The sequence below is a fragment of the Acinetobacter sp. CY05 genome (assembly GCF_059515805.1).
In genome coordinates, this window is record NZ_JCAKMW010000002.1 from 232,549 (window position 1) to 258,917 (window position 26,369).

Below are 26,369 nucleotides of genomic sequence, written 5' to 3' on the forward strand. Positions count from 1 at the left end.
CATGGCTATAGCGCTGCTTCAGTCAAACGCTGGTGAAATAAAATCCCATCTAAATGATCAATTTCATGCTGCACCATTCGTGCAGGAAAGCCCTGATATTCAGCGCTATGCATCTGCCCGTTTATGTCCGCCTAACACACTTGAATAGAGGCACTACGTGCCACCTGTCCACGCTGCATGGCACACTTAAACAGCCCTCTGCAGCTAACAACAGCTCATTTGAGCGATGGGTAATCACTGGATTAATCATCACCACTGCTGCCATTTCTGGTGCATTTGGGTAACATGGATTAGGGGATGAAGCTACAATAATAATGCGTTTGGAAAGATACACTTGCGATGCGGCAATACCACCCCCATGACGTACAGAGTACTTTGCATTTGTGCCACATAAGCTCGCAGCCCAGCACTATTAAATTCGTCTTGACTCAGCGCTTGTGCAAGCAGCGTTAAAATCGCTTCGCCTTGTTGGGCAACGTGCATGTCAATCTGCTTTTTTTAGTCGGTCAGCGCTTTATATAGATTTAATATGATATTAATTTGCACTTTGGCTTCGTATTTCCTACATGTTTTGTTGGTATAATCCAAGTGCTTATTCGATTGTAATGTATTTTTAGAATGCTCACGTCACAGTTGCATGCTTTTGGTTTTATTATTCCTAGTTTTTTGCTGTGTCTAGGCAGTGGAATTTTATGGATAGGACGTAGCAAACATATTGCCCCTTATGTGCGTTATTTTGCCTGCGTCATTGTGATGGCGGGTATCTTACAAATCGCTCAAGCGATCGCTATTCCGCAGCAGATGATCGACGTGCTGCCTTGGCTATGTGTATGGTTTCTACTGGCCATTAGTCTGATGACACATAGCATTTATTTACGTTTTAAAATTCGAACCCATTGGCCTTATGTAGTCAGTGTGATTATTTTAAGCATCCCGATCTTTTTATATTTTACGTATATTGACTATAGTTTTGAATCTCGTCTGAGTGCCACTATGGTGGCAACCTTACTGATTTTTGGCAATAATTTACGCGGCATTTTGACCAACCGTTCCCAACATTGGTTAGATCATTTGCTTAAGATCATCATTATTCTGATGTTGAGCTTTTTTGTCTGCCAAGTGATGTTTTTGGTGCTGATGGCCAACACGCTATGGTTAGATGCTTATGTGACCCTATTTTGGTCGAGCACACAATTTACCAGTCTATTTTTTAATATGGCAATTTTTTCTTTATTGTCAGGCTGTGCCGTGCATGATTCAATGCGCACCTTAAAATATGAGCTTAGCATTGATCCATTAACTGGCTTATTTAATCGGCGTGCCCTCCATGAAAAACAAAAATTATTTCGTGCTTTACCTGAGGCACCTTATGCCTTGTTATTGTGTGATTTAGATCATTTTAAAAAAATCAATGACCAGTATGGGCATGCGATTGGTGATCTTGCCCTGCAGCACGTCAGTCAAATTATGCGCACGACTTTACGCCAAAATAATCGTATTATTCGTTTTGGTGGTGAAGAGTTTCTTGTGGTGTTGGCGGCCCCAGCTGATTTAGCCTTAGAAATGGCTGAATGTCTGCGTCATAATATCTATCGTCAGCCTTTATATTTACCCGAACAAGAAATTAGCATCACCATTAGCATTGGGGTAAGTTTTTTTGACGCGCCCTGTGATTTAGAACCTGCCTTACAAGATGCTGACCTGATGCTGTATCAAGCGAAAAAAATGGGCCGCGATCAAGTGGCATGGCAAATGGCCAGTTAATTCAAAAAACAGTTGTCGTATAAAAAATAATCCATCATGATTCAAAGCGATATGATTTCGTTTATCTTATAGAGAACATGCATGGACGCAAAAGATCGTCACACCCTTGGCTTATCGTCCTTAGGGGGCGCTTTAGAATTTTATGACTTTGTCATTTATGTCTTTTATGCCAAGATTATTTCTGAGTTGTTTTTCCCTAGCGGCTTGAGTCCGTTTTGGGCCATGCTCAACACTTATGGCATTTTTGCCGCGGGCTATTTTTTCCGTCCTTTAGGTGGTGTGGTGATGGCACATTTTGGTGACCTGCTTGGGCGTAAAAAGTTGTTTAGTTTATCTATTTTACTCATGGCCTTACCAACGCTTGTGATTGGCATCATGCCCACTTTTGAAAGCATTGGTTATGCAGCACCACTGTTGTTATTGCTGATGCGTGTGGTACAAGGCATTGCTATTGGTGGAGAAATTCCTGCTGCATGGACCTTTGTCTCGGAGCATGTACCGGCATCTAAAGTGGGTTTTGCTAATGGCATTTTAACCGCCAGTTTATCTTTGGGGATTTTACTGGGTGCGTTAATGTCCTTATGGATTTCGCTGCAATTTAGCGAAACCCAAATCTATGATTGGGCATGGCGTATTCCGTTTATTGTCGGGGGAGTATTTGGGTTATTGGCGATGTATTTACGTAGCTATTTAAAAGAAACCCCAGTATTTCAAGCCATGCAAGCCAAAAAACAATTAGCCAAAGAATTGCCAGTTAAACAAGTCTTAGCCTCGCATAAAACCGCAGTGGGGATTGGTATGTTAATGACTTGGTTTTTAACCGCGTGTGTGGTGGTGCTGATTTTAACCATGCCAAATCTACTAACCACTCACTTTGGCTATAGTCGTAGCCAAGCATTTAGCATGCAAAGTTTAGCCATTGTCATGCAAATGATAGGCTGTGTTGCTGCCGGTGTTTTGGCAGATCGTTTGGGTGCTGGGCGAGTCCTACTGGTCGGGGCAATGTTCGTTGCCACTATTGCCGGCATTTTCTATCAAAGTTTAGGCCATGCCAGTGAAACCAGCATCTTTATGCTGTATATGCTGCTGGGTTTAGCCTCGGGCACAGTGGGCATGGTGTCTTATGCCTTAGTCAAAATGTTCCCTGCAGCTATTCGTTTTTCTGGGATTTCATTTTCCTATAATGTGGCGTATGCCATTGCTGGTGGCTTAACCTTACCTGTGGTGCAATGGCTGAGTTTATATAGCAAAATTGGCGCGCTATATTATATTTGGGTGGTCTGTCTAGTCAGTGGATTTACGGCGTTGATTTATCGTCAATGCTTTGAAAAATCGAACAATGCGGTTCAGACAAAGTCAGCTGAGTATGATCACCAACCTTAAAATTTAAACGATAATGACGAAATTCCACTACGGCGTAGAATTGTTCTGCGCCGTCATCTAAACCACTTACATGCCATGTCGTGCCTGGTGGAAAATCGTGTAGCCACGGCGCAGCATAAAAATCTGCCACTGAAGCGAGTGCTAAATCAGGCGTTTCCATCAGCTTATGACAGACCTGTAAAAACTGCTGAATATGTTTGTGATGAAAGTCGATCAGCATGCTTATTCCAATAACCGTAATTTCTTTAATCGCGCTCGAATTGCGCCCACATTACGTTGCAAGCGCTGGGCAATTTCCTTTAATGGCAATTGTTCGAGCATAAAGGCATCAATTAAACGTACTTCTTCATCTTCATCCCAAGGTTGATAGGCCTTGGCTGCTGGCTGAATGCTTTGAATCTCGCTGGCTGCCAAATTAACCGTATTGCTTGCTTGTGGCTGTTGCATATGTTGATGCTTATGTACCAAATCGGTAATTTCTTGATAGAAGCCTTGGCTGTGACTGGCCAGAAGATATAAATATTCCTGCGCACGGGTCAGTGCGACATAGGCCAATTTACGTTCCGTGTCAGGCTCACGTTGAGCACGCGGCATGTGCTCTAACCCTAAGCAAAATACATGTTTAAACTCGAGACCTTTACAGGATTCTAGATTCAACACCTTAATGCTATTGCTGTCTAAATTGAGTTTCTTTTTGGCCTGTGAAGTCATCACCCATTCTAGTGGGGCTTGAGCACAATGCTGACTAAACGCTTGATTAAGCCCCTGTTCATCTTGTTTGTGTTCGCCATGATAGGCTCTTAAAATAGCAATCTCTTTGGCTGCGGTACCTTGCTGCAATAAACGTGCAACTTTTTTGGCAATAATTTCGAGTAATTTATGGCGGGCCGGCTCGTAGTGACTCATAGGATATTGCCCCATGCGGCATTCACCAGTATCTGGATTTAAGACCCGATCATAAATGTCTTGGCCTTGTAAGCTACCAATCTGCTGCGGATTCAAAAACTCACGCGCCACATCCAAAATCTCTTTGGTATTTCGGTAGCATTTAAGCAACTCAATCGGGCGTTTGCCTTGTACTTGTAAGCCCACCGACTTCCAACTCGGTTTGCTACGATTGAAAATATTTTGTGCAGGGTCATAGCAAAATAAAATGCTGTTGCTGACAGGATTGACCAATTGGGTTAACAGTTGAATCCACGCTTGGGAAAAATCCTGCCCCTCATCAATTAAAATCGCATCATAAGGATAAGTATTGGGATGCTCGGTTAAATAATCTTGCAACAACTTGACAATACGCTGCTCGTAATCTTCAGACGCCTCGCCCTGTTTAAAAGCAACATTCGCTTGGGTAATGCTTTTCACCACGCCATGGAAATTTTGTACGTCAATCGCTTGCGTCTCACCCAACATGTTTTTAATGTGGTTGCATAAGGTATTGTTAAAGCACACCACCAAAATTTTCCAGTCTGGGTAGATTTGGCGTAAATAACGTGCACGACTGGCCAATACCAAAGACTTACCACTACCCGCGACGCCTTTTAAAATACGATGCCCTTCCCCTATGTTTTTGGCCACACTTTCTTGTTGTAGATCGAGCGCTTTAAAATCTTGCGCTTGTGCTGTAAATAAATCTTCTTGTGCCAAATGATTGACTCGAATTTCAGGAAAAATCATATAGCGCAGCGCTTTTTCTTGCGCATAGCTCAAAGGATTAAACTGAAAGCTAAACCCCTCAAAAGCTGACTGCAAACGCTGTTTGGCTTGCTTACGTCGCTGTGCATCATTAAGATCTAATTCTAGCTCATCTTTAAATAAGGCTTTTTGTGTAGGCGTAATGGCCGGTGCTAATAAACCCATCTCATTGGCATCATGACGGGTGATGTTGGTATAAAACACAGCATAGGTCACCGGAAAAATCAGCTTACCTTGGTATTGCCCATGCGGATTAATAAAGGCGGCATTTTGTTTACACTGATTCATCAGTTTTAAGCTAAATTGACGCGCTTGTACATTGGGATTCGCCACTGAGGTGACTTGGCCATTTTTATAAAAAGTGCCGGAAAAATACAGCTTATCCAATTGTCTAAAATTGCTTTTTGACCAGTCTTTGACTTCAATTGCCAATAAACCCCACGCTGGATGCCAAATTAAAAAATCCGAATAACGCCCCAGTGCTTCAGGTTCATACCAAATGCAGACCTGATCCTCATCGCTAAATAAGTGTTCTAAAAATTTAAAGACTTTCTTTTCGCCAGCAGTGGCGTCAGTTTGGTTTAAGCTGCTTGGTATAAATTCGGCCATGATCGAAACACTGTATTTTCCCCACGCGAAATATACGCTAATTTTGCGTTTAATTTAAGCGGCTTTGCTGCCATTGCTTTAAGCCCCAAATGGCCAGTCCCACAAAAGCTGCATATAAGGCTGCGGTTAAAAAAAGTTGCTTATACATAAACATGCCCACATAAATCACGTCTAATACAATCCATAACCACCAAGTGGCAAGATATTTACGACTGGCCCAATACGTAGCCAATAGGCTAAACGCCACCAATTGTGCATCTAATAAAGGTAAGGCAGCTTGGGTAAAATAATGCAGGCTTAAACCAAAAGCCAAGCCCAATACAAAGGTAATACATAACTGCACTCGCGCAGTTTTGAATGCAATATGCTGTACCTGTTGGTTGTTGTGCGTTTTATGCCACGTTGCAAAACCATACATGGCCATGCCCATAAAAAAGCCTTGCAACACGGTTTCGGCATAGAGTTGATAGGTATAAAACAAATAGCCATACACGGCTGCGGCAATAAAATTAAACAACCAACATAAAATATGTTTTTTTACCGTTAAAGAGACTGCGATGACACTTAAAATGACCGCAAAGATTTCTAAACTGCTCATTCTAAATGCGCCATGGGCAATTTGAGGCGTTCATCCATATGTTGGCTGCTATATTCAGGATGAAACTGGGGTTTCCATAAACTCAGTTTATGCTCTTCGCCAAAACGATCGACATGTAACTGGAAGATGCCATAACGGCCAATATAATATTCATAAGATTGGCTGGCAAAGGTCAAATAAATGGACCATTCTTCTAAATCTAAACGACGCACTTCATGCTGAGTTTCTAGCGGCAATTTACTCAGTAAGTCATCCCGCATGGCAAACACGGCCCGCGAATCACGTTGCTCGATACATTGCTGCATAAAAAGGCGTGCTACTTCATCAAAGAGGATTTGTTTTTCTAAAAAAATTTGCGCCAATACATCGTCAATAAAACGCGCAGGCCCAGCCGTTAAAGGCGGGGTATAAGGCGCTTGTGTCATTGTACGACTGGTCAATTCTAAGTAGTGATACATCAATATCGCCAAGACCACAATTACAACGAAAATCAAGAGCATATGACCCATTGGGCAACCTATGTTTATCGCAAAACTTTATGGCGCTACTATAACGATTCTCAGGCAATAAAATAAACCTTATTTCAGCCTATCAGCGAAATATAATCCGCTTTAAAGGCCTAAGATCCAAACGGATCTTAGGCCTTCATGCTTAGTCGCGTGTTTTTACATCATACAACTCAATTTCAAAAATTAAGTTTGAATTGGCAGGAATTACGTTGCCCATTTTGCGCTCGCCATAAGCCAAATGTGCCGGCACGATCAGTTTACGTTTGCCACCCACTTTCATGCCCATAATGCCTTGATCCCAACCTTTAATGACACGACCTGTACCAATCACGCATTCAAAGTAGTTACCACGATCAAGTGATGAGTCAAATTTGGTGCCATCTTCTAACCAACCGGTATAATGCGTGGTAATTAACGCACCTTTGACCGCTTCTTTACCTGTCCCTTCAACTAGGTCAATGATTTGTAATTCGTTGCTCATTTCATATACCTCAACAAAAACGCTAGTATAAACAAGATTAGAAATTCAGTTCTTGAATATCCGGATCATTGAGTAAATATTCGGTTAAGCGTTGATGATTTGTTGCTGAACCAATCAAAATCCAACGGCCGCTAATACGATTTTGAGTTTTATGTTGGCTATTGCGAATGACTTTCAGCTGATAGGTTTTAAATAAATCTTCGTATTTGTCTAAGGTTTCTTGGTTATAGATACACACAATACGGTAAGGTCTGGCTTGGTTTAAATCTTCTATTTGTTCTTGCACATAAATTAAAATCGCCAGCACCATCATCACAATCACAGCGCTAAATACACTTAACATTTCATAACCTGCACCTACCGCCATGCCTAAAGCGGCAGTCATCCAAATCGTGGTGGCGGTGGTAATACCTGAAATGCGATTTTCTTCTTTAAAAATCACGCCTGCGCCTAAAAAGCCTAAACCAGTTAAAATATTGGCAGCTAAACGATCGGGATTGTCTACCCCAATTTTGATCGATAACATGGTAAATAAACAGGAGCTGACGCTCACCATAATCATGGTACGTAGCCCTGCCGATTTACTGCGATATTCACGTTCGGCACCAATGACCGCACCAATTGCTAAGGCCAGCACTAAACGATACATTTCTGCATCTGTCATGTTGTTCTTCTTATTGTGGATTTTCTTATAGTAGATATACAAAGCTTGGCGTTAAGATGCAAGTTTGCCTTAACGCCCAAGGCTTTATTTCAGCTGAGTCCATTCAATTGTGGCTTGCGCGTTGTCACCAATTAAGGTCCATTCACCATCCATGACATTGAGCTGTAATTGCATGGTACGTTCACACAGCGCTTGAATGGCGTTGGTTGTCGCTTCCGATAACTGCCACACTTCAACGTTTTTTAAAGTTTTGATTTTACTGCTACGCTTATACCATTCATCCACTGCTGAACCGTAGGCAATAACCGCCACTTGGTCGCAGCGTGCGCTGGCTTTTTTGACTTTATCTTCATCTGGCAAACCTACTTCAATCCATTTTTGTAATTGACCCGTAAGGTCTTTTTGCCACAGAGCTGGTTCATCAGTTTCAAATAAATCTTTGGTAAATTCTAAATGCTCATCAGCATAACGCGCATACGCCAAAATACGCACCATTAAACGTTCAATGGTTTCTGATGGGTGCAGTGCCATGGTCAGTTGGTAGTCGCCATACTGATGCACGTCCATATTGGCGATATTTAAGTCTGCCTTGTAAATGGTTGCTTTTAAAGCCATTGCTAAAATCTCCTGTTTGAATTGCCGCTAGGATACTCGATTTAAGCGGCAAACCTACGCTTTGGCGAAGTTTTTGCATGGTGTCGAGATAAATTTAAGTACTAGAGATAACCGCATGTGGCAGCGCTTTAAACAAAATTTATTTTTACAGGTGGTATTGGCCCTAATATTAGGGATTGGGATGGGGTTGCTTTGGCATGATGGCGCCTTAATGCTCAAACCCTTAGGTGATGGCTTTATTGCCCTGATTAAAATGCTCATTGCACCCATAGTCTTTTGTGTGGTGGTGTTAGGGATTTATGGCGCCCAAGATATTAAAAAAATGGGAAAAGTCGGCACCAAAACCATTATCTACTTTGAAATTGTGACCACACTTGCCCTGGTTTTAGGCATCGCGATTGCCTATATCTTTAAACCCGGTGCCGGTATGAATATTGATGTGGCCAGCTTAGATCAGCAAGACTTTAGTGTTTATGCCGAACGCGCTGAAGGCATCAGCTCTGGGGCAGAGTTTTTATTTAACTTGATTCCTAAAACTTTAATCGGTGCATTTAGCAATGGTGACATTTTACAAGTGCTGCTAATTGCCATTTTATTTGGCGTGAGCATGTTACTGATTCCCAAAACACTGGCCGAGATTGTATGCCAAGCGTTAGAAGCCTTTTCTGAAGTGTTTTTTAAAATGATGGGCTTAATTATTCGCCTTGCACCACTTGGGGTGTTTGGCTCTGTGGCCTATACCACCGCTAAATTTGGTCTAAATTCCTTTGCTCAGTTAGGTTATTTGGTGTTGCTGTTTTATGTCACTTGTATTTTATTTGTGCTGATTTTATTGGGCAGTATTTTAAAATTGAGCGGCTTAAATATTTTTAAGTTTTTAAATTACTTTAAAGCTGAGTTGTCTATTGTCATGGGGACCGCCTCTTCAGACTCAGTTTTACCGCAAGTCATGAAAAAACTTAAAAATTTAGGTATCAAAGACTCAACTGTAGGTTTAGTCATTCCGACTGGCTACTCATTTAATTTAGATGGTTTTTCAATTTATCTGACGTTAGCAGTCATTTTCATTGCCCAAGCCTGCAATATCGACCTATCCATGACCGATTTACTCAGTATTTTATTGGTATCTTTAATTACCTCTAAAGGGGCGCATGGAATCCCAGGCTCTGCTTTGGTGATTCTCGCCGCTACCTTATCAGTCATTCCAGCCTTACCAGCAATTGGGTTAGTCTTATTGCTGTCTGTCGATTGGTTTATTGGCATTATGCGTGCGTGCACCAATTTAATTGGCAATTGTGTGGCAACCGTAGTTATTGCGGATTGGGAAAATGATTTAGATCATGCCAAAGCACGTGAAGTACTGCATCAAGGCGCAACAACTCCACGCTCGGTTTAATCAATCGTGCTGATCAATACGGCAGGCCAAAAGCGCCGCTTCAAAGGCCTGCCAATCTCGCGCGCTTTGGTAAATCACTTCAATGCGGTTGTCGATATGTTCAGCACTGCTTTGGTAGTTAAATTGCTCAGGATTAAAATTAAAACTTTTCCAGCCTTGCTCAGTATTAAAAATTGCTTTAATACGTAACCAATCTTGCTGTTCACAAAGTAAATCTAATACATCATAAAAATTAAATTGCCAACGCTTGGAAAATTTCCAACCAGCTACCGCATAGCCTTGTGCTTGCTCAACATAGTGATACGGCAATTGTTTAATCTCAGGTAAAGCTTGATTAACTAAAGTCTTTTGTATTTTGAGAAGTGGCTGTACTTGACGCTTAGGTGCACGATAAACGTGATCAATGTCAGCCAGCTGAAGATTACCGTTTTCAGCAAGAAGCCACGTTTGTCCATAGGCTTGATATTCTTGCTGCAAGGCCTGTAGCGCCTGTTGATCGGCTGCTGTCATCAGATCTTGATGCGAAATCACAATCATCTGTGCAGCTTTGAGTTGATCTTGATAGAGGTGTTGTGTACTCCATGTGGCATCATGCAAACGTGAACCATCCACCACCGTAATTGGACTGCGTACAGCTAAATGCGCTTGCCAGTGAGGTTCGGTGAGTTGCTCTAACAACTCGGCAGGATGGCCCAGCCCTGTAGGTTCAATAAACAAACGATCCGGTTGTTCTTCGCTAAGTAAGCGCGACAAAGCAATTTGCATCGGTAATTGACTACTACAACATAAACAACCACCCAATAACTCTTTGACCGCATAGCCTGCATCTTGTGGCAGTAACGCTTGATCAACGCCAATTTGTCCAAACTCATTCATGAGCACTGCCCATGTTTCACCTTCAGGTTTTTGCGCGAGAAGTGCTTTTAAAAGTGTGGTTTTACCTGCGCCTAAAAAACCAGATATCACATGTGTGGCTACAGCTTGTGGCACAACGATTTGCATATCCACCCCCAATTTAAAATTGCCCTCATGCTATGCAAACTCAAGCTAAGTTGCAATACAAGCATTAAAATGCCAACTCAGACAGGCTGATGTAAGATTTGCTTACATTTTTAGTCGTCGCGTTGTATAGCTGCTTACTGCCTAAAAGGACTTCTTTGTTAAGTTATATTAAATTTTACGTTTAATTTCTAAGCGATTTTTCATATTTAGATACAATTTGAGCAAAAGTAAATGAATTTTATTTACAACAACTACACAGCTCAGACCTTATTGTATTTTTCACGTAATCATTAAATGACTTCTTTGTCACGCACCTTGCCCAACTTCACGGCAGCCTCGTAGTATGAGCTGCGTTGCACTGCTGCCCCCACATGAAGTGCAACATCTACTCTTTTTATTTTCAAGGATGCCAAATTATGAATATCAAAACCTTAACGCTAAGCGCCTTACTCGCTTCAACAGCAACTTTAAGCTTTGCCGATGTCAATGTGAATGAAACCCAGCAACCTGCTTCAGAAGCAGCTGCACCTATAGTGGTCTCTGATCAAGAACAAGTCGAAACACCGACGCCAATGCCAGCGCAAGAGACCCAATCTCAAGCGGAGTAAACCGGGCTTTTTTAACAACGCTGCCTCCAGAGTGCAATTGACTCAAACAGCGTTGAACATAAGGTCAAATTGTGCTGCGCAATTTGACCTTTTTTTATGTGCTCTTGGTTTTACTATAGAAAATAATGATGATTAAATCAAAAAACGATATGCCTATAAAATTAAAATTATCAATTAAAACAAAATATTAAATAAAAACCATCATTTCAAACCGATAAGATTTAGCCTAGCTATCCACTATGGCATAGCTTGTGAAAGAGCATTTTTAGGTCCTTAATAGGGCTATTGTGAATGGATTGAATGGATATTCGCTGTGACGACAAACAAAACTGAATATACGACTGAAGTTGCCATTTTAGGCGCAGGTCCTGTGGGTCTTACCATTGCTAACTACTTAAGTAAACAAGGCGTACAGGTCAAAGTGGTTGAGCAACTCGACAGTTTAATTGACTATCCACGTGCGATTGGTATTGATGATGAGTCTTTACGTACCATTCAATCTTTAGGTTTAGTTGATCAAGTTTTACCGCATACCACGCCTAATCATGCGATGCGCTTTTTAACCCCAAAAGGTCGCTGTTTTGCTGACATTCAGCCTATGACCCGCGAATTCGGTTTCTCGCGTCGTAATGCTTTTGTACAACCACAAGTTGATAGCATTTTATTAAATGGTTTAGCGCAGTATCCACACACTGAAGTGTTATTTGCCCGCCATTTAACCCATTTTAATCAAGATGCATCAGGGGTGACTTTAAATGTCACCACTAAAGATGGTGGCGAAGAAAGTATCCGCGCGCAGTATTTAATTGCCTGTGATGGCGGTAACTCAATTGTGCGTCGTACTTTGGGCATTGGTTTCGATGGTAAAACTGCGCCTAACCAATGGATTGTAATTGACATTGATAACGACCCACTGGCGACACCACATATTTACTTATGCTGTGATCCGGTGCGTCCATATGTTTCGGCAGCCCTACCACATGGTATCCGCCGTTTTGAATTTATGGTGATGCCAGGTGAAACTCAAGAAGAGTTAAGCAAACCTGAAAATATTGCCAAACTTCTTTCTAAAGTATTACCAACGACTGATGGCATTGAAGTGATCCGTCAACGTGTCTATACCCATAATGCCCGTATTGCCGATAAATTCCGTGTAGATCGCATTTTACTGGCAGGTGATGCTGCGCATATTATGCCAGTTTGGCAAGGTCAAGGTTATAACAGCGGTATGCGCGATGCGTTTAACTTGGCTTGGAAAGTCGCTCTAGTGGTACAAGGTAAAGCTCATGCTGCTCTACTGGATTCTTACCAAGTGGAACGTAAAGATCATGCCAAAGCAATGATTGATTTATCGGTAATGGCAGGTAACGTACTTGCGCCACCAAAGAAATGGCATGGTATTGTGCGTGATGGTATTGCGTATGCCCTTAACTATATCAAACCGATCAAGCAATATTTGCTAGAAATGCGTTTTAAACCTATGCCACAGTACCATGATGGTGCTTTAATCAATAATGGTGCCAAAACTACACCTGTGGGCAAAATGTTTATTCAGCCAAACGTACAGCTAGAATCTGGCGAAACAGTATTGCTTGATGAAGTTATTGGCAACGACTTTGCCATTGTGGCTTGGGGTGTTGATCCGAAATGGGGTATTTCAGATGCAACTATGCAAACTTGGCAAAAACTTGGGGTTAAATTTATCCAAGTGATTCCTGTGGTACAATTATCTAATAATAAACGTAAACACTATGACGGTGTGATTACCATTGGTGATCCTGCGACTGAGATTCGTAGCTGGTTTGGTAAAACCTCTGAATCTGTAGTGATTTTACGTCCAGACCGCTTTGTAGCAGCACTGGCTATTCCGCAAACTTTAGATCATGTCAGCCAACAATTATTTGCTAAGCTGCATGTCAACTAATCAAAGCTTTAAAAAAAACCACGCGCTCAGCGTGGTTTTTTTATGCGAATTTTATACTCCCTATACGGTTTTGATCTCAGCTATTAAATTAAAAAAATCCCATATAAAACTGTTCTTTTAAGATTTTTAAAATTAGGTGAATGGCATCGTTTTTATGCGCTTTACGATAGCTGGCATATAAGCCAATCATTGGTAAAGGCTCAACCGTATTTTTTACCACAATTTTATCGCCTAATAGCGGAATCACATAGGCCGGCACAATACTCCAGCCCACACCCATACCGACCAAATTCACATTCAGCAAGATATTGGTAGAGTGCTGCACCACGTTGACATTCAGCTTGGCATCTTTAAAGTAATTGGTAATTAATTTATGCAATTGCGGTGAAGCATCCTCATCACTAATCACAAAGTTTTGCCCATTAAAGCTTTTAATGCTGACATGACGTTGCTCAGCTATCGGGTCATCTTTGGGCACAATTAAAGCCAAAGGCTCACTAAAGATTTGCACGCATTCAATGTCAGGTGATTCATCTTGATAGCGCGTAAAGGCAATATCAAGCTCAGCTTTTTTTAAGGCTTTAAACTGATCAGCATCGGTAAAACTATGAAAATGAATTTTCAACTCAGGAAAATGCGCGCGGATATTGGGCATAATGTAGGGAAAGATTTTCATTTCTGCCACCGGCACAAAGCCAATATTCAGCTGATCTTTTTGTAAATTTGCCACGCGACGTGCATCTTGAATGGCGAGTTCTGCATGCTCTAAACTTAATAACGCTTGTTTTAAAAAAGCTTTACCTTCTTCGGTCAGTTCCACTTTACGATTAGAACGAATCAAAAGCTGCACACCAACTTCTGTTTCTAAGTCTTTAATTTGCTGACTTAATGACGGTTGCACGGTACACATACGCTGTGCGGCCTTGGTAAAATTCAGTTCTTCAGCAACTGCAACAAAATAGCGTAAATGGCGTAATTCCATAGCCGTATGCCCCCTAAGATAAACGAAGTTTGGCAGCAACTGTAGCCTTGTAATACAACAATGTTGCCAAAACAATTACAGCACAACCTAAATAAGTCAGTTGATAGTCAAAATAAGCAATGCAATAGCCCATCACCACTGAGCCTAGCGCAAGCCCCACATCAAATAAGGTAAAGAAAGTAGATACCGCATGCCCTATACGTGCCTTGTCTACCGATTGAATGGCCAGTGTTTGCATGCAAGGGAATAAAGAACCATAGCCCAGACCAATAAAGACCGCAGATAACCACAGTGTCCACTGATTTTGCACAAAACTAACAATTACCAAGCCAGTGGCAAAGGCAATAAAGGAAGGATAAATCACAAAGCTTGGACCTTTTTTGTCATAGAACTTACCCACCCATGGGCGTACCAACAACATTGAGGCAGCAAATACAATAAAGAATAGACTGGCGTATTGCAGCAAGTTTTGACTTTGCGCAAAAGCGGTTATAAAGCTGGTGATACTGGAATATGCAAAGGCCGTGAGTAAAGCCACTAAGCTAATACTAACCACTTTAAGCTCCACCACATCATGCAAACTGAGTCGCTTGCTAGCGACCTGATTTGTAGGGGTATGCTCAGGTACTTGAAGAGTTAAAGTAAAGAGATAACCAATAGTCGTTACAATGGTGAGCAGACCAAATAATGCATTAAAACTCATATACTGGATGGCGGTTAAGGCCAAAAGTGGCCCAAAGACCACGCCCAAATTGGTCGACATGACAAAATATCCCATGCCCTCGCCTTTACGGGATTCTGGGATAAACTCATTCACCACTGGCACATTGACCGTGGTTAAAATGCTAAACCAAAAGCCGTGTAAAAAGCGCACCAACAGCAGTGACCATAAACTATCAATAAAAATATAGCTAAAGGCAAACAGTAAAAATAAGATACCCGAACCACGTAGCGCCATTCTTTTGCCCAATTTCTCAATGATCAAACCTGAAAACGGTCGAATCATAATCGAAGACAGTAAAAATAACGTCAGTGCCAAACCGGCATCTTTCACCGTACCGCCTAAATCTTGCAAGATATAAATGGGCAAGATGGTTAAGGTGGCAAAGTAATAGATAAACAAAAATAAGTTATTACACAGACATAAGACAAAGGCGCGGTTCCATAATGACTCATGCATGAATCTGATCCTGCGGCAATTGAACGGGCGCTAAAACCAGCTGGACTAAATTTTCAATATAGCTTTGATCAGGCACCGCATTAAAAAAGATAATTTGATAATGAATCGGCGCATAGAGCGTATCTAGCATTAGCTCAAAAGCATAATCGGCGCGAATTTCTCCGCGCTTAATGGCCAGTGCAATCAACTCACGGGTTTGTTCACGCCGTGGTAATAAATACTGTTTAAAAAAATCAGCCGCGGCTTCACGATTTTGTGCCATCACCGCAAGTAAGGCACGACCAATCGGATGTTGCAAGGCACTTGCTAATTTAATCAGCTGCTGTTGTAAATTAAAGCTTAAAGATTGTTCAAAATCCAATTCAAACACTGAGGCGGTATGCTGTTTGAAACAATCTAAGACCAAGTCAGATTTATGTTTCCACCAACGATAAATCGTCGATTTACCTACACCTGCGCGACTGGCAATATCTTCAATGGTCATTTGGGCATAATCATGCTCAGTTAAGGCTTCAGCCACTGCATTTAAAATACACAGTTTACGGCGACTGGTTTTTTCTAAGTCCATGCTAGATCCAAAACGAAACGCTACGTATCGTTTTATTGTAGTGCAATTGCTATACAGTTGCCATAAAAAAAGACCTCTTCCGAGGTCTTTTTTTTTAGATCTTAACGATCTGATTTTTTATAAATACTACATGAAGGATGATGGTTTTCTTGTAAACGCGCCACCTTACGTTGTTCTGCAGCTTCAAAACGGCAACGCTTCCAATCATTGTCTAAGTTTAATGGTGGAATTTGTTTTGGCTTGCCTTGGTCATCTACTGCCACCATAGTGAAATAACAGCTATTGGTATGACGTACGGTACGTTTTTGAATATTTTGCGCTTCTACACGAATGCCAATTTCCATAGAAGTACGCCCAACATGGTTAACACTCGCCAAGAAAGTGACGAGTTCACCCACGTGAATTGCTTCTTTAAAGGTGACTTTATCTACCGACAAAGTGACCACATAACTGCCCGAATAGCGACTTGCACATGCATATGCCACTTGGTCAAGTAGCTTTAAAATGGTACCACCATGCACATTACCAGAAAAATTCGCCATATCAGGGGTCATTAATACGGTCATGGTCAGTTCAGATTGGTCATCTAACATTGGAGCAAGTTGGTCAAGTGGGGACATCGTGTTCTCAAGACAAAGGATGAATCATATTAGTTGAACGTCATTATACCTGCTTTAACAGAAATATCAGGTAAATTTGCCCAAAATACCATCACTATTATTTATATTAATTATGTCATCATTTAGATAAATATATAATAACTTCATGAGCAAGGTCTGCGCTGGCTACTAGTGAACAAGCGCACAACTGCTTTTAAGCTGAATGATGGACCAGACGTAGCATTTCAGGCGCAATATTGCCATAGCTAATATGCTGATTACCAAAATGTGCTTCAACTTCAAAGGAGCCATCGGCATTTTGCTTAATAATTTTAAAAATCACATCAGGCATCACTGCCAGTTTAACTTGCTGTCCGACTTGCATGCTCATCGTTGTTCCCCTCATTATATTTTGATGCTTTATCTGATTTCAGTATAGGTATTTTTTAGCATCTGGTAAATATAAACCCCTGAATCAGAAGGATTATATTGATAAATTATAAATATTAGATGATCGAAATTAAATCTTAATATTTTTTTATTTTTTGATATACATCAAATAATTAGCATTTTGAGGATTATTTTTTCAGCTAAATTTTTTGGGTTCTGCGACTTTTCAGTTACAAAAAAAGCCAAGTAAAACTTGGCTATAGCGCGTCCTTTTAATCAATATTGCACATGAAATTGTTGCAGACTGTGCTGCTTTTTGCTGGCCAAGACTTTTTGTAAAGCTGCCAACTGTTGCTGTGCTGCCTCTGCTCCAGCCTGCATAGTCATTTCACGACCGCGTACATCAAAAATATGTACCTTTTCACGTAAGTCAGGCTGAATCACAATATCAGCATGCTGTAGTTCTTGCTGTGCTAACTGCTGCTGCATGATATTGATGTTTTGGTTAAATAATCCCCATACATGATTGGTTTCGGTATACGCAGGCTGCGCTAGAATATCTACGGCAATAATGACATCCGCACCTAAATCACGCGCGACATTGACAGGTACTGGGCTAACCAAGCCGCCATCAACATATTCCATGCCTGCAATGTTGGTTGGAATAAACATACTTGGAATAGACACTGAGGCACGTACCGCCTGCCCAGTATCGCCATAGTTAAACACTACCTTTTGACCATGTTGTAATTGCGTGGCCACCACATACATCGGGATTTTCAGTTGATGCAGTGGTGTTTGATGAACCAGTGCATTGACATAGTCTTCAATTTTTTTACCGTCAAAAAAGCCCTTTTTATCTAAGCGGATATCACGTACATCATTGGCTTTCATATTTAGCGCAATGTCACGCAGTTGTGCAGCGTTTTTACCTTGTGCATATAAAGCACCTACTAAGCTTCCTGCACTGGTCCCTACAATAAAATCAGGTTGAATGCCAGCTTGTTCAAGTACTTCAATGGCACCAATATGGGCATAACCACGTGCGCCACCACTGCCTAAGACCAAAGCGACAATCGGACGCTGTTGTGTCTGTTTTAATTTTTGAAAATCAACACGATCAGGTTGTACCTGTGCCACTGCTGTTTTTGCATGGCTTGAAACAGCATTCAAACTTAAACACACAGCCAAAAACAGTTTGCCAGATTTCATCATGGGAGTTTAAAAATTAGCTAAAAATGTGGCGCAAGTGTATGCGATTTTCAAGCGCTGCTGTGTTGTATTTCATTTACCTGCAGCATTTAGATTTTATACTCGGAGAAAAAAAGCCTCCGTTTCCGGAGGCTTTGAATATCACCAAATATCAGAATTAACCTTGTCCTTAAACTTAGGATGGCGGTCCATTTTAAATTCTGGTTGTTTTACCCCTGCCTTGAGCTGTGAGGTGTAGTCTTTAAGCAACATCATCACAAATGGCATGAGCAGCAGAATTGCAATTAAGTTAATGCTGGCCATCACGCCCATAAATAAATCGGCCATTGACCAAATCAGCGGTACACTTGCAATTGAGCCAAAGTACACCATGATTAAGACAAAAACTCGGAATACAAGCATGACCCGTGGATTGTTATTTATAAATTGTACGTTGCCCTCTGCATAGGCATAGTTACCAATAATAGAGGAATAGGCAAATAAGAATAAGATTAAAGCTAAGAAATCATCTCCCCATGCACCAATCTGACTTTCCAAGGCCATTTGGGTTAAGGTCACCCCTTCAAAGCCTGCATTTTCGTACAAACCTGAAGCTAAGATGATAATTGCGGTACAAGAACATACCACAAAGGTATCAACAAACACGCCTAGCATTTGCACTAAACCTTGATTCACTGGATGTTTAACATCTGATGCCGCCGCCGCATTGGGTGCCGACCCCATACCTGCTTCATTGGAGAATAAGCCACGCTTAATACCCATCATCATTGCCATAGATATCATGGCACCAAAGAAACCACCTGCAGCCGCTTCAAACTCAAATGCTTTACTAAAAATGAGCTGAAACATACCTGGTAAAGCATCAATATTAAGAATAGCAATATACACAGCAACAGCTAAGTATAAAAATGCCATAAATGGCACAAAGCTTTCGGCAACTTTAGCAATACGTTTAATACCGCCAAAGATGATCAAGGCCGTCATAAAGACTAAAGCTAAACCTACCCAAGAAACTTCAAAGCCACCTGGCAGCATGATATTGGCTTGATCCCACCCCCAAGCATGCGAGGTTGCGCCAGTAATAGCATTGGCTTGTACCGCATTAAACACAAAGCCATAAGTAGAAATTAAAGCAATTGCAAAAACTACACCTAGCCATTTTTGCTTTAAACCTTGGGTAATGTAATACGCAGGACCACCACGGAATTGTTGGTTTTGATGATCACGAACTTTAAAGAGCTGTGCTAATGACGACTCAACAAAGGCTGAACTCATGCCTAAAAATGCGGTAAACCACATCCAAAATACTGCGCCAGGTCCACCAATGGCAATCGCAATCGCAACTCCGGCCACATTACCGACACCCACGCGGCTGGCAAGACCAGTCACGAAGGCTTGAAACGGGGTAATACCATGCGCATCATCACCAGGTTTACGGCTGTTTTTCATGACCTTAATACTGTGCAAAAACAGACGAACCTGCACAGCACCTGTTGCAACGGTATAAATAACACCGACTGCAACCAAGAACACCACCAAGAAGTCCCAAAGCGGACCATTTAGGGCATTAACCCCATCAAGTAGGGTCTGATTTAAACTTTCATTCATGTTGTTATCCTTATCCCATCAATCGTTGATGCGGGAGAAAAAAAGCAAAAAAGCCCCACATATATGGGGCTTAAATTTAAATACTGTCTAGCTTATCCGAAAAATCTTAAGATAGATTGAATCACCACAACGTTAATTAAATCAACGAAGAACGCACCACATAGCGGTACAATCAAGAAGGCTTTATGCGATGGACCATACATGTTGGTAATGGCTTGCATATTAGCAACAGCAGTTGGCGTTGCGCCCATACCAAAACCACAATGACCTGCAGCAAGTACTGCGGCATCATAGTTTTTACCCATTAAACGGAAGGTAATAAACGCAGCATATAATGCCATGGTAATGGTTTGAGCACCTAGAATCACCATTAATGGACCAGCAAGATCTGCCAACTGCCACAATTTTAATGATAACAAAGCCATAGCTAAATAAAGTGACAGCGAGGCATTACCAAATACATCAATCGCACGATCAAAGATAGTGACTTTAAAACCACCTTCTAACACGTTACGTAAAATTACACCACATGCCAACGCCCACACAAAAGTTGGCAGTTCAAACATAGTGCCTTTAGCATAACCTGTCATAAATTCTGCAAATGCTAAACAGATCGCGAAAAGACCTAAGGTAGTAATCGCATTATCAGCAGTAATCAAACGCACGCGATGTGGATATTCAAATGGTACATATTCATTACCACCTAAATCACCCACAGGGCGATTATCACGCTCTTCAATCTGTGCATTAGTACGTGGTGTCGCTAGCTGGTACTTATTAATTAAAGTTTTAGCTAATGGACCACCAATAATGCCCCCGATAATTAAACCAAAAGTGGCACTGGCCATACCCAGTGCTAAAGCCCCATTAATGCCGTGTTGGGTTTCTAAAATTTCACCCCAAGCACCAGCGGTACCATGCCCACCGGTTAAGGTAATCGAACCTGCAATTAAACCAATTAAAGGATCAATACCCAGTAAGGTAGCAAGACTGATACCTACTGCATTTTGCACCACAATAAATGAAGCAACAGCAGCTAAGAAAATAACTAACCCAAGCCCACCTTCTTTTAATTTAGAGAAGTTGGCACTTAAACCAATAGAAGCAAAGAAAATCAGCATAAAACTGCTTTGCAATGTGCTACTGGTCGTGATGCTATAGCCCCAAACGTTGTATACGATGAGAGAAATAACAGCCGCTACTAGACCACCTGCCACAGGCTCTGGAATATTGTAGCGTTTTAGAAAATCAATTTTATTGACCAAAAAGCGGCCCAGTAACAGCACAATGACCGCAGCAATAAGGGTATAAAATGCGTCGAAAGTAAATTCCATAGCCATGATATCCGTTAGAATGGTGAATTACTGTTATTGTTCTCATGGGGGCAAAGCACTGCCTCTAGAGTTACTTTAAATCAACTCTATTCAACCACAAGATAAATAATGTAAAGACCAATTTTGCAATAACACGTGATTCATTGAAGAATGAAAACAACGCAAAAAATAATAATTTGAGATCAAACCTTAGCGATCTGTCCCATCTAATCGGTAAAAAACGCGGTTATTATGCAGTTTTAATCTATCAAGTCCTATGCTTCAGGCTCAGTTTTTTGTTTAATTTGTTTCTTTTTTCAGCAAATCATAAAAAAAACCGAGGTGATATACCTCGGTTTGGTTATAAATCTAATTTTAGAAACTGTAACGTCCCATTAAACCCACACGGTTATCTTTAAATGATTTACCCTTAAAGTCTTCGCGCTTACCATTGACATATTCAATGCCTAAATCCACTGGCTTGACTGGTGAGTAAATAAAGTTGATCCATGCTTGCTGTACTTCTTTATTTGGTAGTATAGGTGTTGCTGAGTTGCTCTGAATATTCGCATAGCTATTCTCATCATCCGCAAATAACGCACCATAAGCTAAAGTTGAACGCCATTGTGGTGAGAATTTATAAGTTGCCCCCACTTGCACAGCATGGAATTCATTTTGTTCAATGTCTAGGTTGTCATCTAGAGCAAAAGCAGTGTTACTGCCGTATAAATACTTACTGTTACCTTGGACATAAGAATAGTCAGCAGAGAGTTTTAATGGTTGGCTAACTTGGTAGTTTAACCCTACCGCTGCGCCCCAAGCGATTGCATCATCTTTACCCACGTTTGCTTTGTAATGTTCAACTAAAGCACGCGCTGAAAGCGAGCCTTTACCTTCATCAAAGCCTTGCACTACTTTGGCAGCCAATACAGGAGCACTGTATTTCACACCTACCTCTTGATCATTTAGTTTGGATGCGCTGCTATCACCTTTTTCTAAGGCTAGCATCACTTGCGTTTGCGGTGCGACTTTATGGCTATAACGCACCATTGGAACACGTGATGTGCCACCCCCCACGTTAGTACCAAAGTCAATCATTTCTGGCGCATGATTCGATAAGAAGGTTGATGTAGTTTGACCAATTAACCAGTCATTGTAGGTTAAATAGGCATGGCGAATACGTAAGCTATCATTGCTACCTGCAAAGTCGGTTTCAACTTTACCTCCGAGTTTGCCATTTTCAAGTGGCGTAGAGAAATCGACGCCAATACGTGTGGTTTTTAAAGTTGAACGTAGTTTGTCCGAGGCCTTTTCATCACTATTAGCTACGCTGTTAAAGTCGTTATCAGCACCTTCAATAATATAGTTGGCATCAGCACGAACCGAACCATACAGCTTAAATTCAGCCCCATTGGCTGTGGTAAGTTTTAAAGCTTCTGGTTTAACTTTTTCAGCCGCAACTGGCTGTGCAACTTGCGTGATTTGTTGCTGTTGTTGCAATTGAATGTGTTGTTGTTGCTGAACTAAGCTTTTTAAAGCGGCAACTTCTTGGCGCAATTGCTCAATTTGTTGTTGCTCAGTTGCTGCTGATGCATTTGACCACATCAGGCTTGCGACTGCTGACACTAAGCTGATTTTTATTAAAGATTGCGCTTTATTGTTCACTTAAAACTCCAATTTTCTTGTTGCCATTGTTATGCATCCTTCTAAGCAATTGTTGTACCAGATCAAATCTGCTGAGGATGAATGTTTATGCGATTAAAATGGCATACTTTGTTACTTTTTTAAACAATCCAGTTACATTATTTTTTGACAAGTATATGCGTAGGCGTGCTTAGGCACAAAAAGAGGTCATTAGACCTCTTAATTGGCATGTGATTTAGAAATTATAAATGGCCATCATATTGACGCGCTGATCATCGCCACTACGGCTAACTTGGTTAGGTGTGGCAAAGGTTTTACGCTCCCCCATGGTGTACTCTAAACCAAAACTAACGGGTTTGATTGGGCTATAAAACACATTGGCCCATGTCTGCCATAATTCTTTATTTAAGTTACCGTTGGCATATTGCAGATAGTTGTCATTGTCATCTGCTTTCATAAAGCCATAGCCTAAAGTACCGCGCCATTGCTCATTAAATTTCTGCGTAATACCGACAATAATCGAGTCAAATTCGTTTTCATCGACAATGTTTTTATTGCTATCTTGAGCAAAGCCTTGGTTACTTGACAGTACAAAACTGCTGTCGCCTTTTACGTGGTAATAATCGGCTTTTAAAGTGGTGCTTGGGGTAATATCTAATTTTGTACCCAATCCCACACCCCATGCAGTGGTGGTATCACTGTCGGTGCGTTTTTCATTAACCATCCCCCGCAGACCAACTTGCATATTGTCAAGCACTTGATGGTTAAGACGTGTGGTGAGTGCCGGTAAACGCATGCTACTGCTGGAATCTTTAGGATCTTCAAGCGCCACAACAACATTGGTTGCTGGGCTAAATTTGTGTGTATAACGTACTTGTGGGGTACGTTTAATTGAACCACCGGTATAGGTCATGGCATCAACGGTGTCTGGAATATAATCAGGTGGCGCAAAGTTTGACCATGTTTGCCCCACCAACCAGTCGTTATAGCTTAAATATGCATGACGAATACGTAAGGCATCATTACTGCCTAAGAAATCTACTTCAACTTTACCAGTAACCTTGGCATCTTTGACTGGTGCAGCAAAGTCTAAGCCTAAACGTGTGGCACTTAAGGTGGTTCTTAAACGGTCTTTGTAACCCGGTTCACCCTCTAAAGCCACATTGGCAATTTGGTTATAGGGATTAGAGCCAGGTCCGCCTTCAATTTGATAACCGCCATCAGCACGGATGTTGCCATAGAGTTTAAATTCTGCACCACCTGTTGTAGTCATACTCAGCGGAGATTTTTTCTCTGCTGTCACGACTGGAGTGGCTTGCGGAGCCTGTACTTGATACTGACTCAAGCGTTGCTGTTCGGTATATTGCTGTACCAATTGACGCAGCTCTTGTACTTCTTGGCGTAACTGCTCAACTTCACTTTCCCCATTGGCATGTGCCAAAGAACTACCCGCAATTGCTGCACTTAATAGCAATAATTGAAATTTTGCTCGCATAAACTATCCTTTCACTCTTTTTGTTTTGGCATCCATCCTGATGCTGGCTCAAATTTGAACGATTTTTAGCTTTTGTAATAGCTATGCTTTAGTCGAATTTATCTTTTTAAATTTTCATGAATGAATTTTTGAATATTGATTCATGATTTGAAAACACTCTACAATGAATGGCACAAAAATAAGGATATAAGATGAATAATTTAAATCGTGCCGTGGTCGACCACGCCATTTGTTCACGGCGCTCGATTCGCGCTTTTTTAGCAGACCCAGTCCCTCAAGCTGTCATTAAAGAAATTTTGGCGGTCGCCAGTCGCGCACCATCAGGCAGTAATACCCAGCCATGGAAAGTGTATGTGGTGACTGGCCAAACACGGCAAAAGGTGATTGATACTGTTTGCCAAACCCAGCTTGAATTGCAGCAGCACCCAGATTTGGCGCAGCGCTATGTGGCCAGCTTCGACTATTACCCGAAAACTTGGTTTTCGCCTTTTATTGAACGGCGCCGCGAAAATGGTTTAGGGCTATATGGTTTATTGGGTCTAGGCAAAGACAATAAGGCGGGTATGGCTGCACAGCATTTACGTAACTATCAACTGTTTGATGCTCCTGTGGCGCTGTTTTTTACCACACATCAAAATTTAGGCGTTGGAGCGAAAATGGATATTGCCATGCTCATGCAAAATGTAATGACAGCTGCGCAAGCACGAGGCCTAGCGACGTGTCCTCAAGCAGCATGGAATCATTTTCATGCCTTGGTATTGCCTATTTTGGGCGCAGACGCCAATGAAGAGTTGGTGTGTGCGATTGCACTCGGTTATCCAGATGAGACCGCTTTAGTGAATGACTTTGTTACACCACGCGTCCCCGTTCGGGAGTTTACTGTGTTTTTAGATTAAGACAAACGCCCGAGTTGAATATGGCGCATCGCCCAATTGGCACCGCCAATAAACAGCAACATCATCAGTGCCATATTCAACAAAGGTGACCACATCAAAAAATTCAGTAAAACGCCACCAATCAAACCAGCACTAAATTGCATACTGCCCATCACGGCGCTCGCGGTCCCTGCACGGCTGCCTTGTTCTGACATGGCTAAAGCCATCGCATTAGGGCCAGTCAAACCAATGCCTGCCACAGTTAAAAATAGACCTAACAGTACCAAGGCCAAAGGGGCAGTGACCAAACCACATAACAACAAAAGTAAAGCGCCACCCGCTTGAATCATGCCACCGAGTTTTAAACGCGCTAAAATGCCATAACGCTTGACTAACCGTTTATTTAACGTAGAAAACAGCATAATCCCTACAGCATTACAGCCAAACACATAAGCAAACAACTGCTGCCCTAAGCCATAACTGTCCATTAACACCGCAGCGGAGCCACTAATATAGGTAAATAAAGCCCCACTACTTAAACAACCCGCCAGCATGGCATAGCAAAATAACGGATCTTTAAAAATGCTGGCATATAAGTTTAAGATTTGGCTAAAACTCAAATTTAAACGCCGTTCAGGCACTAAGGTTTCTTGAAAAAAGAAATGCACACAAAGTGCTGCGATGATACCAATTGCTGTTAAAAACGCGAAAATGATATGCCAATCAAAAAACAGGAGCACCCAAGCCCCTAAGGTAGGCGCCATAATTGGAGCAATTGTACTCACAATCATCATACTGGCAAAGGCTTGCGCTGAGGCATTGAGATCCAAGCGATCACGAATCGCTGCCCGTGCAATCACCACGCCAACACATCCCCCTAAAGCTTGTAATACCCGCGCGGCAATCAAGCTCCACTCACTATAGGCAAAGATACAGATTAAGCTTGCCAGCACATACAAGCTCAAACCAATATACAACGGTGGTTTACGTCCAATACGATCACTTAACGGACCATAAATTAACTGTCCAACGGCTAGACCTAAAAAATATGCTGGCAAACTGTTGGCCACCATTTGAGTGCTGACCCCAAAATCATCTGCCATCAGTGGCAAAGCCGGTAAATACATATCAATACTTAGGGGACCTAAAGCAGTGAGTAAGGCCAGCAGTAAAATCCAAGCATTCGAGTATTGTTTTGGTGCAGCATGTGACATGGCTATATTTATTTTTTAAATGGCAAGCGTGCAGACAATTC

General features: G+C 41.6%; 25 protein-coding genes and 1 pseudogene. 6 read left to right on the forward strand and 20 right to left on the reverse strand.

Annotated features, from left to right (window positions below; translation table 11 throughout):
* Positions 1-5: 5 nt before the first annotated feature.
* Positions 6-483 (reverse strand): annotated as a pseudogene (locus tag AC5YCD_RS03480) (peptide deformylase).
* A gap of 135 nt (positions 484-618) precedes the next feature.
* On the opposite strand from AC5YCD_RS03480, the gene AC5YCD_RS03485 reads away from it, so the two are divergent.
* Together AC5YCD_RS03485 and AC5YCD_RS03490 are read left to right on the forward strand one after the other, a co-directional pair.
* Positions 619-1,764 (forward strand): GGDEF domain-containing protein, encoded by a 1,146-nt coding sequence (locus AC5YCD_RS03485; protein ID WP_496128723.1) that lies wholly within the window; start codon positions 619-621, stop codon positions 1,762-1,764.
* An 81-nt stretch (positions 1,765-1,845) separates the two neighbouring features.
* On the forward strand, positions 1,846-3,147 hold the full coding sequence (locus tag AC5YCD_RS03490; protein WP_496128724.1) for an MFS transporter: 1,302 nt from the start codon (positions 1,846-1,848) through the stop codon (positions 3,145-3,147).
* On the opposite strand, the gene AC5YCD_RS03495 is transcribed toward AC5YCD_RS03490, so the two are convergent.
* From AC5YCD_RS03495 to AC5YCD_RS03525, 7 genes are all read right to left on the reverse strand, one after another.
* Positions 3,062-3,367 (reverse strand): hypothetical protein, encoded by a 306-nt coding sequence (locus tag AC5YCD_RS03495; protein WP_496128725.1) that lies wholly within the window; start codon positions 3,365-3,367, stop codon positions 3,062-3,064. The two genes, AC5YCD_RS03490 and AC5YCD_RS03495, sit on opposite strands and share 86 nt — an antisense overlap.
* 2 nt (positions 3,368-3,369) lie before the next feature.
* A complete protein-coding gene (locus tag AC5YCD_RS03500) occupies positions 3,370-5,451 on the reverse strand; it encodes a DEAD/DEAH box helicase (protein WP_496128726.1) in 2,082 nt (693 codons plus the stop codon).
* A 49-nt stretch (positions 5,452-5,500) separates the two neighbouring features.
* Positions 5,501-6,049 (reverse strand): nicotinamide riboside transporter PnuC, encoded by a 549-nt coding sequence (gene pnuC, locus AC5YCD_RS03505; RefSeq protein WP_496128727.1) that lies wholly within the window; start codon positions 6,047-6,049, stop codon positions 5,501-5,503.
* Positions 6,046-6,558 carry a hypothetical protein gene (locus tag AC5YCD_RS03510; protein WP_496128728.1) on the reverse strand — a complete coding sequence of 171 codons (513 nt, stop codon included), beginning with the start codon at positions 6,556-6,558 and terminating at the stop codon, positions 6,046-6,048. The genes pnuC and AC5YCD_RS03510 overlap by 4 nt, the downstream gene beginning before the upstream one ends.
* 142 nt (positions 6,559-6,700) lie before the next feature.
* The gene (locus AC5YCD_RS03515) at positions 6,701-7,039 is read right to left on the reverse strand and encodes an FKBP-type peptidyl-prolyl cis-trans isomerase (protein WP_496128729.1); all 339 of its coding nucleotides are present in this window, start codon (positions 7,037-7,039) and stop codon (positions 6,701-6,703) included.
* A 37-nt stretch (positions 7,040-7,076) separates the two neighbouring features.
* Positions 7,077-7,703 carry an MgtC/SapB family protein gene (locus tag AC5YCD_RS03520; RefSeq protein WP_496128730.1) on the reverse strand — a complete coding sequence of 209 codons (627 nt, stop codon included), beginning with the start codon at positions 7,701-7,703 and terminating at the stop codon, positions 7,077-7,079.
* An 84-nt stretch (positions 7,704-7,787) separates the two neighbouring features.
* Positions 7,788-8,318 (reverse strand): YaeQ family protein, encoded by a 531-nt coding sequence (locus AC5YCD_RS03525; RefSeq protein WP_496128731.1) that lies wholly within the window; start codon positions 8,316-8,318, stop codon positions 7,788-7,790.
* A gap of 115 nt (positions 8,319-8,433) precedes the next feature.
* Between AC5YCD_RS03525 and dctA the strand changes: the two genes are divergently transcribed.
* A complete protein-coding gene (gene dctA / locus AC5YCD_RS03530) occupies positions 8,434-9,714 on the forward strand; it encodes a C4-dicarboxylate transporter DctA (protein ID WP_496128732.1) in 1,281 nt (426 codons plus the stop codon).
* Here dctA and AC5YCD_RS03535 read toward each other — a convergent pair whose 3' ends face one another.
* Positions 9,715-10,716 (reverse strand): CobW family GTP-binding protein, encoded by a 1,002-nt coding sequence (locus tag AC5YCD_RS03535; RefSeq protein WP_496128733.1) that lies wholly within the window; start codon positions 10,714-10,716, stop codon positions 9,715-9,717.
* Positions 10,717-11,132: 416 nt separating this feature from the next.
* On the opposite strand from AC5YCD_RS03535, the gene AC5YCD_RS03540 reads away from it, so the two are divergent.
* Both AC5YCD_RS03540 and AC5YCD_RS03545 read left to right on the forward strand, forming a co-directional pair.
* Complete coding sequence (locus AC5YCD_RS03540; protein WP_496128734.1) at positions 11,133-11,324, forward strand: hypothetical protein; 192 nt, start codon at positions 11,133-11,135, stop codon at positions 11,322-11,324.
* A 313-nt stretch (positions 11,325-11,637) separates the two neighbouring features.
* Entirely contained in the window at positions 11,638-13,248 is a 1,611-nt protein-coding gene (locus AC5YCD_RS03545) for a bifunctional 3-(3-hydroxy-phenyl)propionate/3-hydroxycinnamic acid hydroxylase (protein WP_496128735.1), read from the forward strand.
* An 88-nt stretch (positions 13,249-13,336) separates the two neighbouring features.
* On the opposite strand, the gene AC5YCD_RS03550 is transcribed toward AC5YCD_RS03545, so the two are convergent.
* The 10 genes from AC5YCD_RS03550 to AC5YCD_RS03595 form a co-directional block, all read right to left on the reverse strand.
* Positions 13,337-14,230, reverse strand: coding sequence for a LysR substrate-binding domain-containing protein (locus AC5YCD_RS03550; RefSeq protein WP_496128736.1), 894 nt, complete (start codon positions 14,228-14,230; stop codon positions 13,337-13,339).
* Positions 14,231-14,243: 13 nt separating this feature from the next.
* Entirely contained in the window at positions 14,244-15,410 is a 1,167-nt protein-coding gene (locus AC5YCD_RS03555) for an MFS transporter (protein ID WP_496128737.1), read from the reverse strand.
* Entirely contained in the window at positions 15,403-15,978 is a 576-nt protein-coding gene (locus AC5YCD_RS03560; protein WP_496128738.1) for a TetR/AcrR family transcriptional regulator, read from the reverse strand. The genes AC5YCD_RS03555 and AC5YCD_RS03560 overlap by 8 nt, the downstream gene beginning before the upstream one ends.
* A 101-nt stretch (positions 15,979-16,079) precedes the next feature.
* On the reverse strand, positions 16,080-16,598 hold the full coding sequence (locus AC5YCD_RS03565; RefSeq protein ID WP_496128739.1) for an acyl-CoA thioesterase: 519 nt from the start codon (positions 16,596-16,598) through the stop codon (positions 16,080-16,082).
* A 193-nt stretch (positions 16,599-16,791) separates the two neighbouring features.
* Positions 16,792-16,968 (reverse strand): lipocalin/fatty acid-binding family protein, encoded by a 177-nt coding sequence (locus AC5YCD_RS03570; RefSeq protein ID WP_496128740.1) that lies wholly within the window; start codon positions 16,966-16,968, stop codon positions 16,792-16,794.
* Positions 16,969-17,243: 275 nt separating this feature from the next.
* The gene (locus AC5YCD_RS03575; protein ID WP_496128779.1) at positions 17,244-18,179 is read right to left on the reverse strand and encodes a patatin-like phospholipase family protein; all 936 of its coding nucleotides are present in this window, start codon (positions 18,177-18,179) and stop codon (positions 17,244-17,246) included.
* Positions 18,180-18,320: 141 nt separating this feature from the next.
* Positions 18,321-19,787, reverse strand: a complete 1,467-nt coding sequence (locus AC5YCD_RS03580; RefSeq protein WP_496128741.1) for an alanine/glycine:cation symporter family protein — start codon at positions 19,785-19,787, stop codon at positions 18,321-18,323.
* 92 nt (positions 19,788-19,879) lie between these two features.
* Positions 19,880-21,121: a sodium/glutamate symporter gene (gene gltS, locus AC5YCD_RS03585; protein ID WP_496128780.1), complete on the reverse strand. Its 1,242-nt coding sequence runs from the start codon at positions 21,119-21,121 to the stop codon at positions 19,880-19,882.
* Between the two features lie 354 nt (positions 21,122-21,475).
* Positions 21,476-22,705, reverse strand: coding sequence for a DcaP family trimeric outer membrane transporter (locus tag AC5YCD_RS03590; protein WP_496128781.1), 1,230 nt, complete (start codon positions 22,703-22,705; stop codon positions 21,476-21,478).
* Positions 22,706-22,979: 274 nt separating this feature from the next.
* On the reverse strand, positions 22,980-24,239 hold the full coding sequence (locus AC5YCD_RS03595; RefSeq protein WP_496128742.1) for a DcaP family trimeric outer membrane transporter: 1,260 nt from the start codon (positions 24,237-24,239) through the stop codon (positions 22,980-22,982).
* 191 nt (positions 24,240-24,430) lie between these two features.
* Here AC5YCD_RS03595 and AC5YCD_RS03600 point away from each other — a divergent pair, with 191 nt between their 5' ends.
* On the forward strand, positions 24,431-25,135 hold the full coding sequence (locus AC5YCD_RS03600) for a nitroreductase (RefSeq protein WP_496128743.1): 705 nt from the start codon (positions 24,431-24,433) through the stop codon (positions 25,133-25,135).
* Here AC5YCD_RS03600 and AC5YCD_RS03605 read toward each other — a convergent pair.
* Entirely contained in the window at positions 25,132-26,328 is a 1,197-nt protein-coding gene (locus AC5YCD_RS03605) for a multidrug effflux MFS transporter (RefSeq protein WP_496128744.1), read from the reverse strand. The genes AC5YCD_RS03600 and AC5YCD_RS03605 overlap by 4 nt on opposite strands.
* Positions 26,329-26,369 lie beyond the last annotated feature (41 nt).

What these genes read in the sequence shown, in the direction of transcription:
- AC5YCD_RS03485 (WP_496128723.1), top strand. Translation starts at nt 619, where the DNA reads ATGCTCACGTCACAGTTGCATGCTTTTGGTTTTATTATTCCTAGTTTT.
- AC5YCD_RS03490 (WP_496128724.1), top strand. Translation starts at nt 1,846, where the DNA reads ATGGACGCAAAAGATCGTCACACCCTTGGCTTATCGTCCTTAGGGGGC.
- AC5YCD_RS03495 (WP_496128725.1), bottom strand. Translation starts at nt 3,367, where the DNA reads ATGCTGATCGACTTTCATCACAAACATATTCAGCAGTTTTTACAGGTC.
- AC5YCD_RS03500 (WP_496128726.1), bottom strand. Translation starts at nt 5,451, where the DNA reads ATGGCCGAATTTATACCAAGCAGCTTAAACCAAACTGACGCCACTGCT.
- pnuC (WP_496128727.1), bottom strand. Translation starts at nt 6,049, where the DNA reads ATGAGCAGTTTAGAAATCTTTGCGGTCATTTTAAGTGTCATCGCAGTC.
- AC5YCD_RS03510 (WP_496128728.1), bottom strand. Translation starts at nt 6,558, where the DNA reads ATGGGTCATATGCTCTTGATTTTCGTTGTAATTGTGGTCTTGGCGATA.
- AC5YCD_RS03515 (WP_496128729.1), bottom strand. Translation starts at nt 7,039, where the DNA reads ATGAGCAACGAATTACAAATCATTGACCTAGTTGAAGGGACAGGTAAA.
- AC5YCD_RS03520 (WP_496128730.1), bottom strand. Translation starts at nt 7,703, where the DNA reads ATGACAGATGCAGAAATGTATCGTTTAGTGCTGGCCTTAGCAATTGGT.
- AC5YCD_RS03525 (WP_496128731.1), bottom strand. Translation starts at nt 8,318, where the DNA reads ATGGCTTTAAAAGCAACCATTTACAAGGCAGACTTAAATATCGCCAAT.
- dctA (WP_496128732.1), top strand. Translation starts at nt 8,434, where the DNA reads ATGTGGCAGCGCTTTAAACAAAATTTATTTTTACAGGTGGTATTGGCC.
- AC5YCD_RS03535 (WP_496128733.1), bottom strand. Translation starts at nt 10,716, where the DNA reads ATGCAAATCGTTGTGCCACAAGCTGTAGCCACACATGTGATATCTGGT.
- AC5YCD_RS03540 (WP_496128734.1), top strand. Translation starts at nt 11,133, where the DNA reads ATGAATATCAAAACCTTAACGCTAAGCGCCTTACTCGCTTCAACAGCA.
- AC5YCD_RS03550 (WP_496128736.1), bottom strand. Translation starts at nt 14,230, where the DNA reads ATGGAATTACGCCATTTACGCTATTTTGTTGCAGTTGCTGAAGAACTG.
- AC5YCD_RS03555 (WP_496128737.1), bottom strand. Translation starts at nt 15,410, where the DNA reads ATGCATGAGTCATTATGGAACCGCGCCTTTGTCTTATGTCTGTGTAAT.
- AC5YCD_RS03560 (WP_496128738.1), bottom strand. Translation starts at nt 15,978, where the DNA reads ATGGACTTAGAAAAAACCAGTCGCCGTAAACTGTGTATTTTAAATGCA.
- AC5YCD_RS03565 (WP_496128739.1), bottom strand. Translation starts at nt 16,598, where the DNA reads ATGTCCCCACTTGACCAACTTGCTCCAATGTTAGATGACCAATCTGAA.
- AC5YCD_RS03570 (WP_496128740.1), bottom strand. Translation starts at nt 16,968, where the DNA reads ATGAGCATGCAAGTCGGACAGCAAGTTAAACTGGCAGTGATGCCTGAT.
- AC5YCD_RS03575 (WP_496128779.1), bottom strand. Translation starts at nt 18,179, where the DNA reads ATGAAATCTGGCAAACTGTTTTTGGCTGTGTGTTTAAGTTTGAATGCT.
- AC5YCD_RS03580 (WP_496128741.1), bottom strand. Translation starts at nt 19,787, where the DNA reads ATGAATGAAAGTTTAAATCAGACCCTACTTGATGGGGTTAATGCCCTA.
- gltS (WP_496128780.1), bottom strand. Translation starts at nt 21,121, where the DNA reads ATGGAATTTACTTTCGACGCATTTTATACCCTTATTGCTGCGGTCATT.
- AC5YCD_RS03590 (WP_496128781.1), bottom strand. Translation starts at nt 22,705, where the DNA reads ATGTGGTCAAATGCATCAGCAGCAACTGAGCAACAACAAATTGAGCAA.
- AC5YCD_RS03595 (WP_496128742.1), bottom strand. Translation starts at nt 24,239, where the DNA reads ATGCGAGCAAAATTTCAATTATTGCTATTAAGTGCAGCAATTGCGGGT.
- AC5YCD_RS03600 (WP_496128743.1), top strand. Translation starts at nt 24,431, where the DNA reads ATGAATAATTTAAATCGTGCCGTGGTCGACCACGCCATTTGTTCACGG.
- AC5YCD_RS03605 (WP_496128744.1), bottom strand. Translation starts at nt 26,328, where the DNA reads ATGTCACATGCTGCACCAAAACAATACTCGAATGCTTGGATTTTACTG.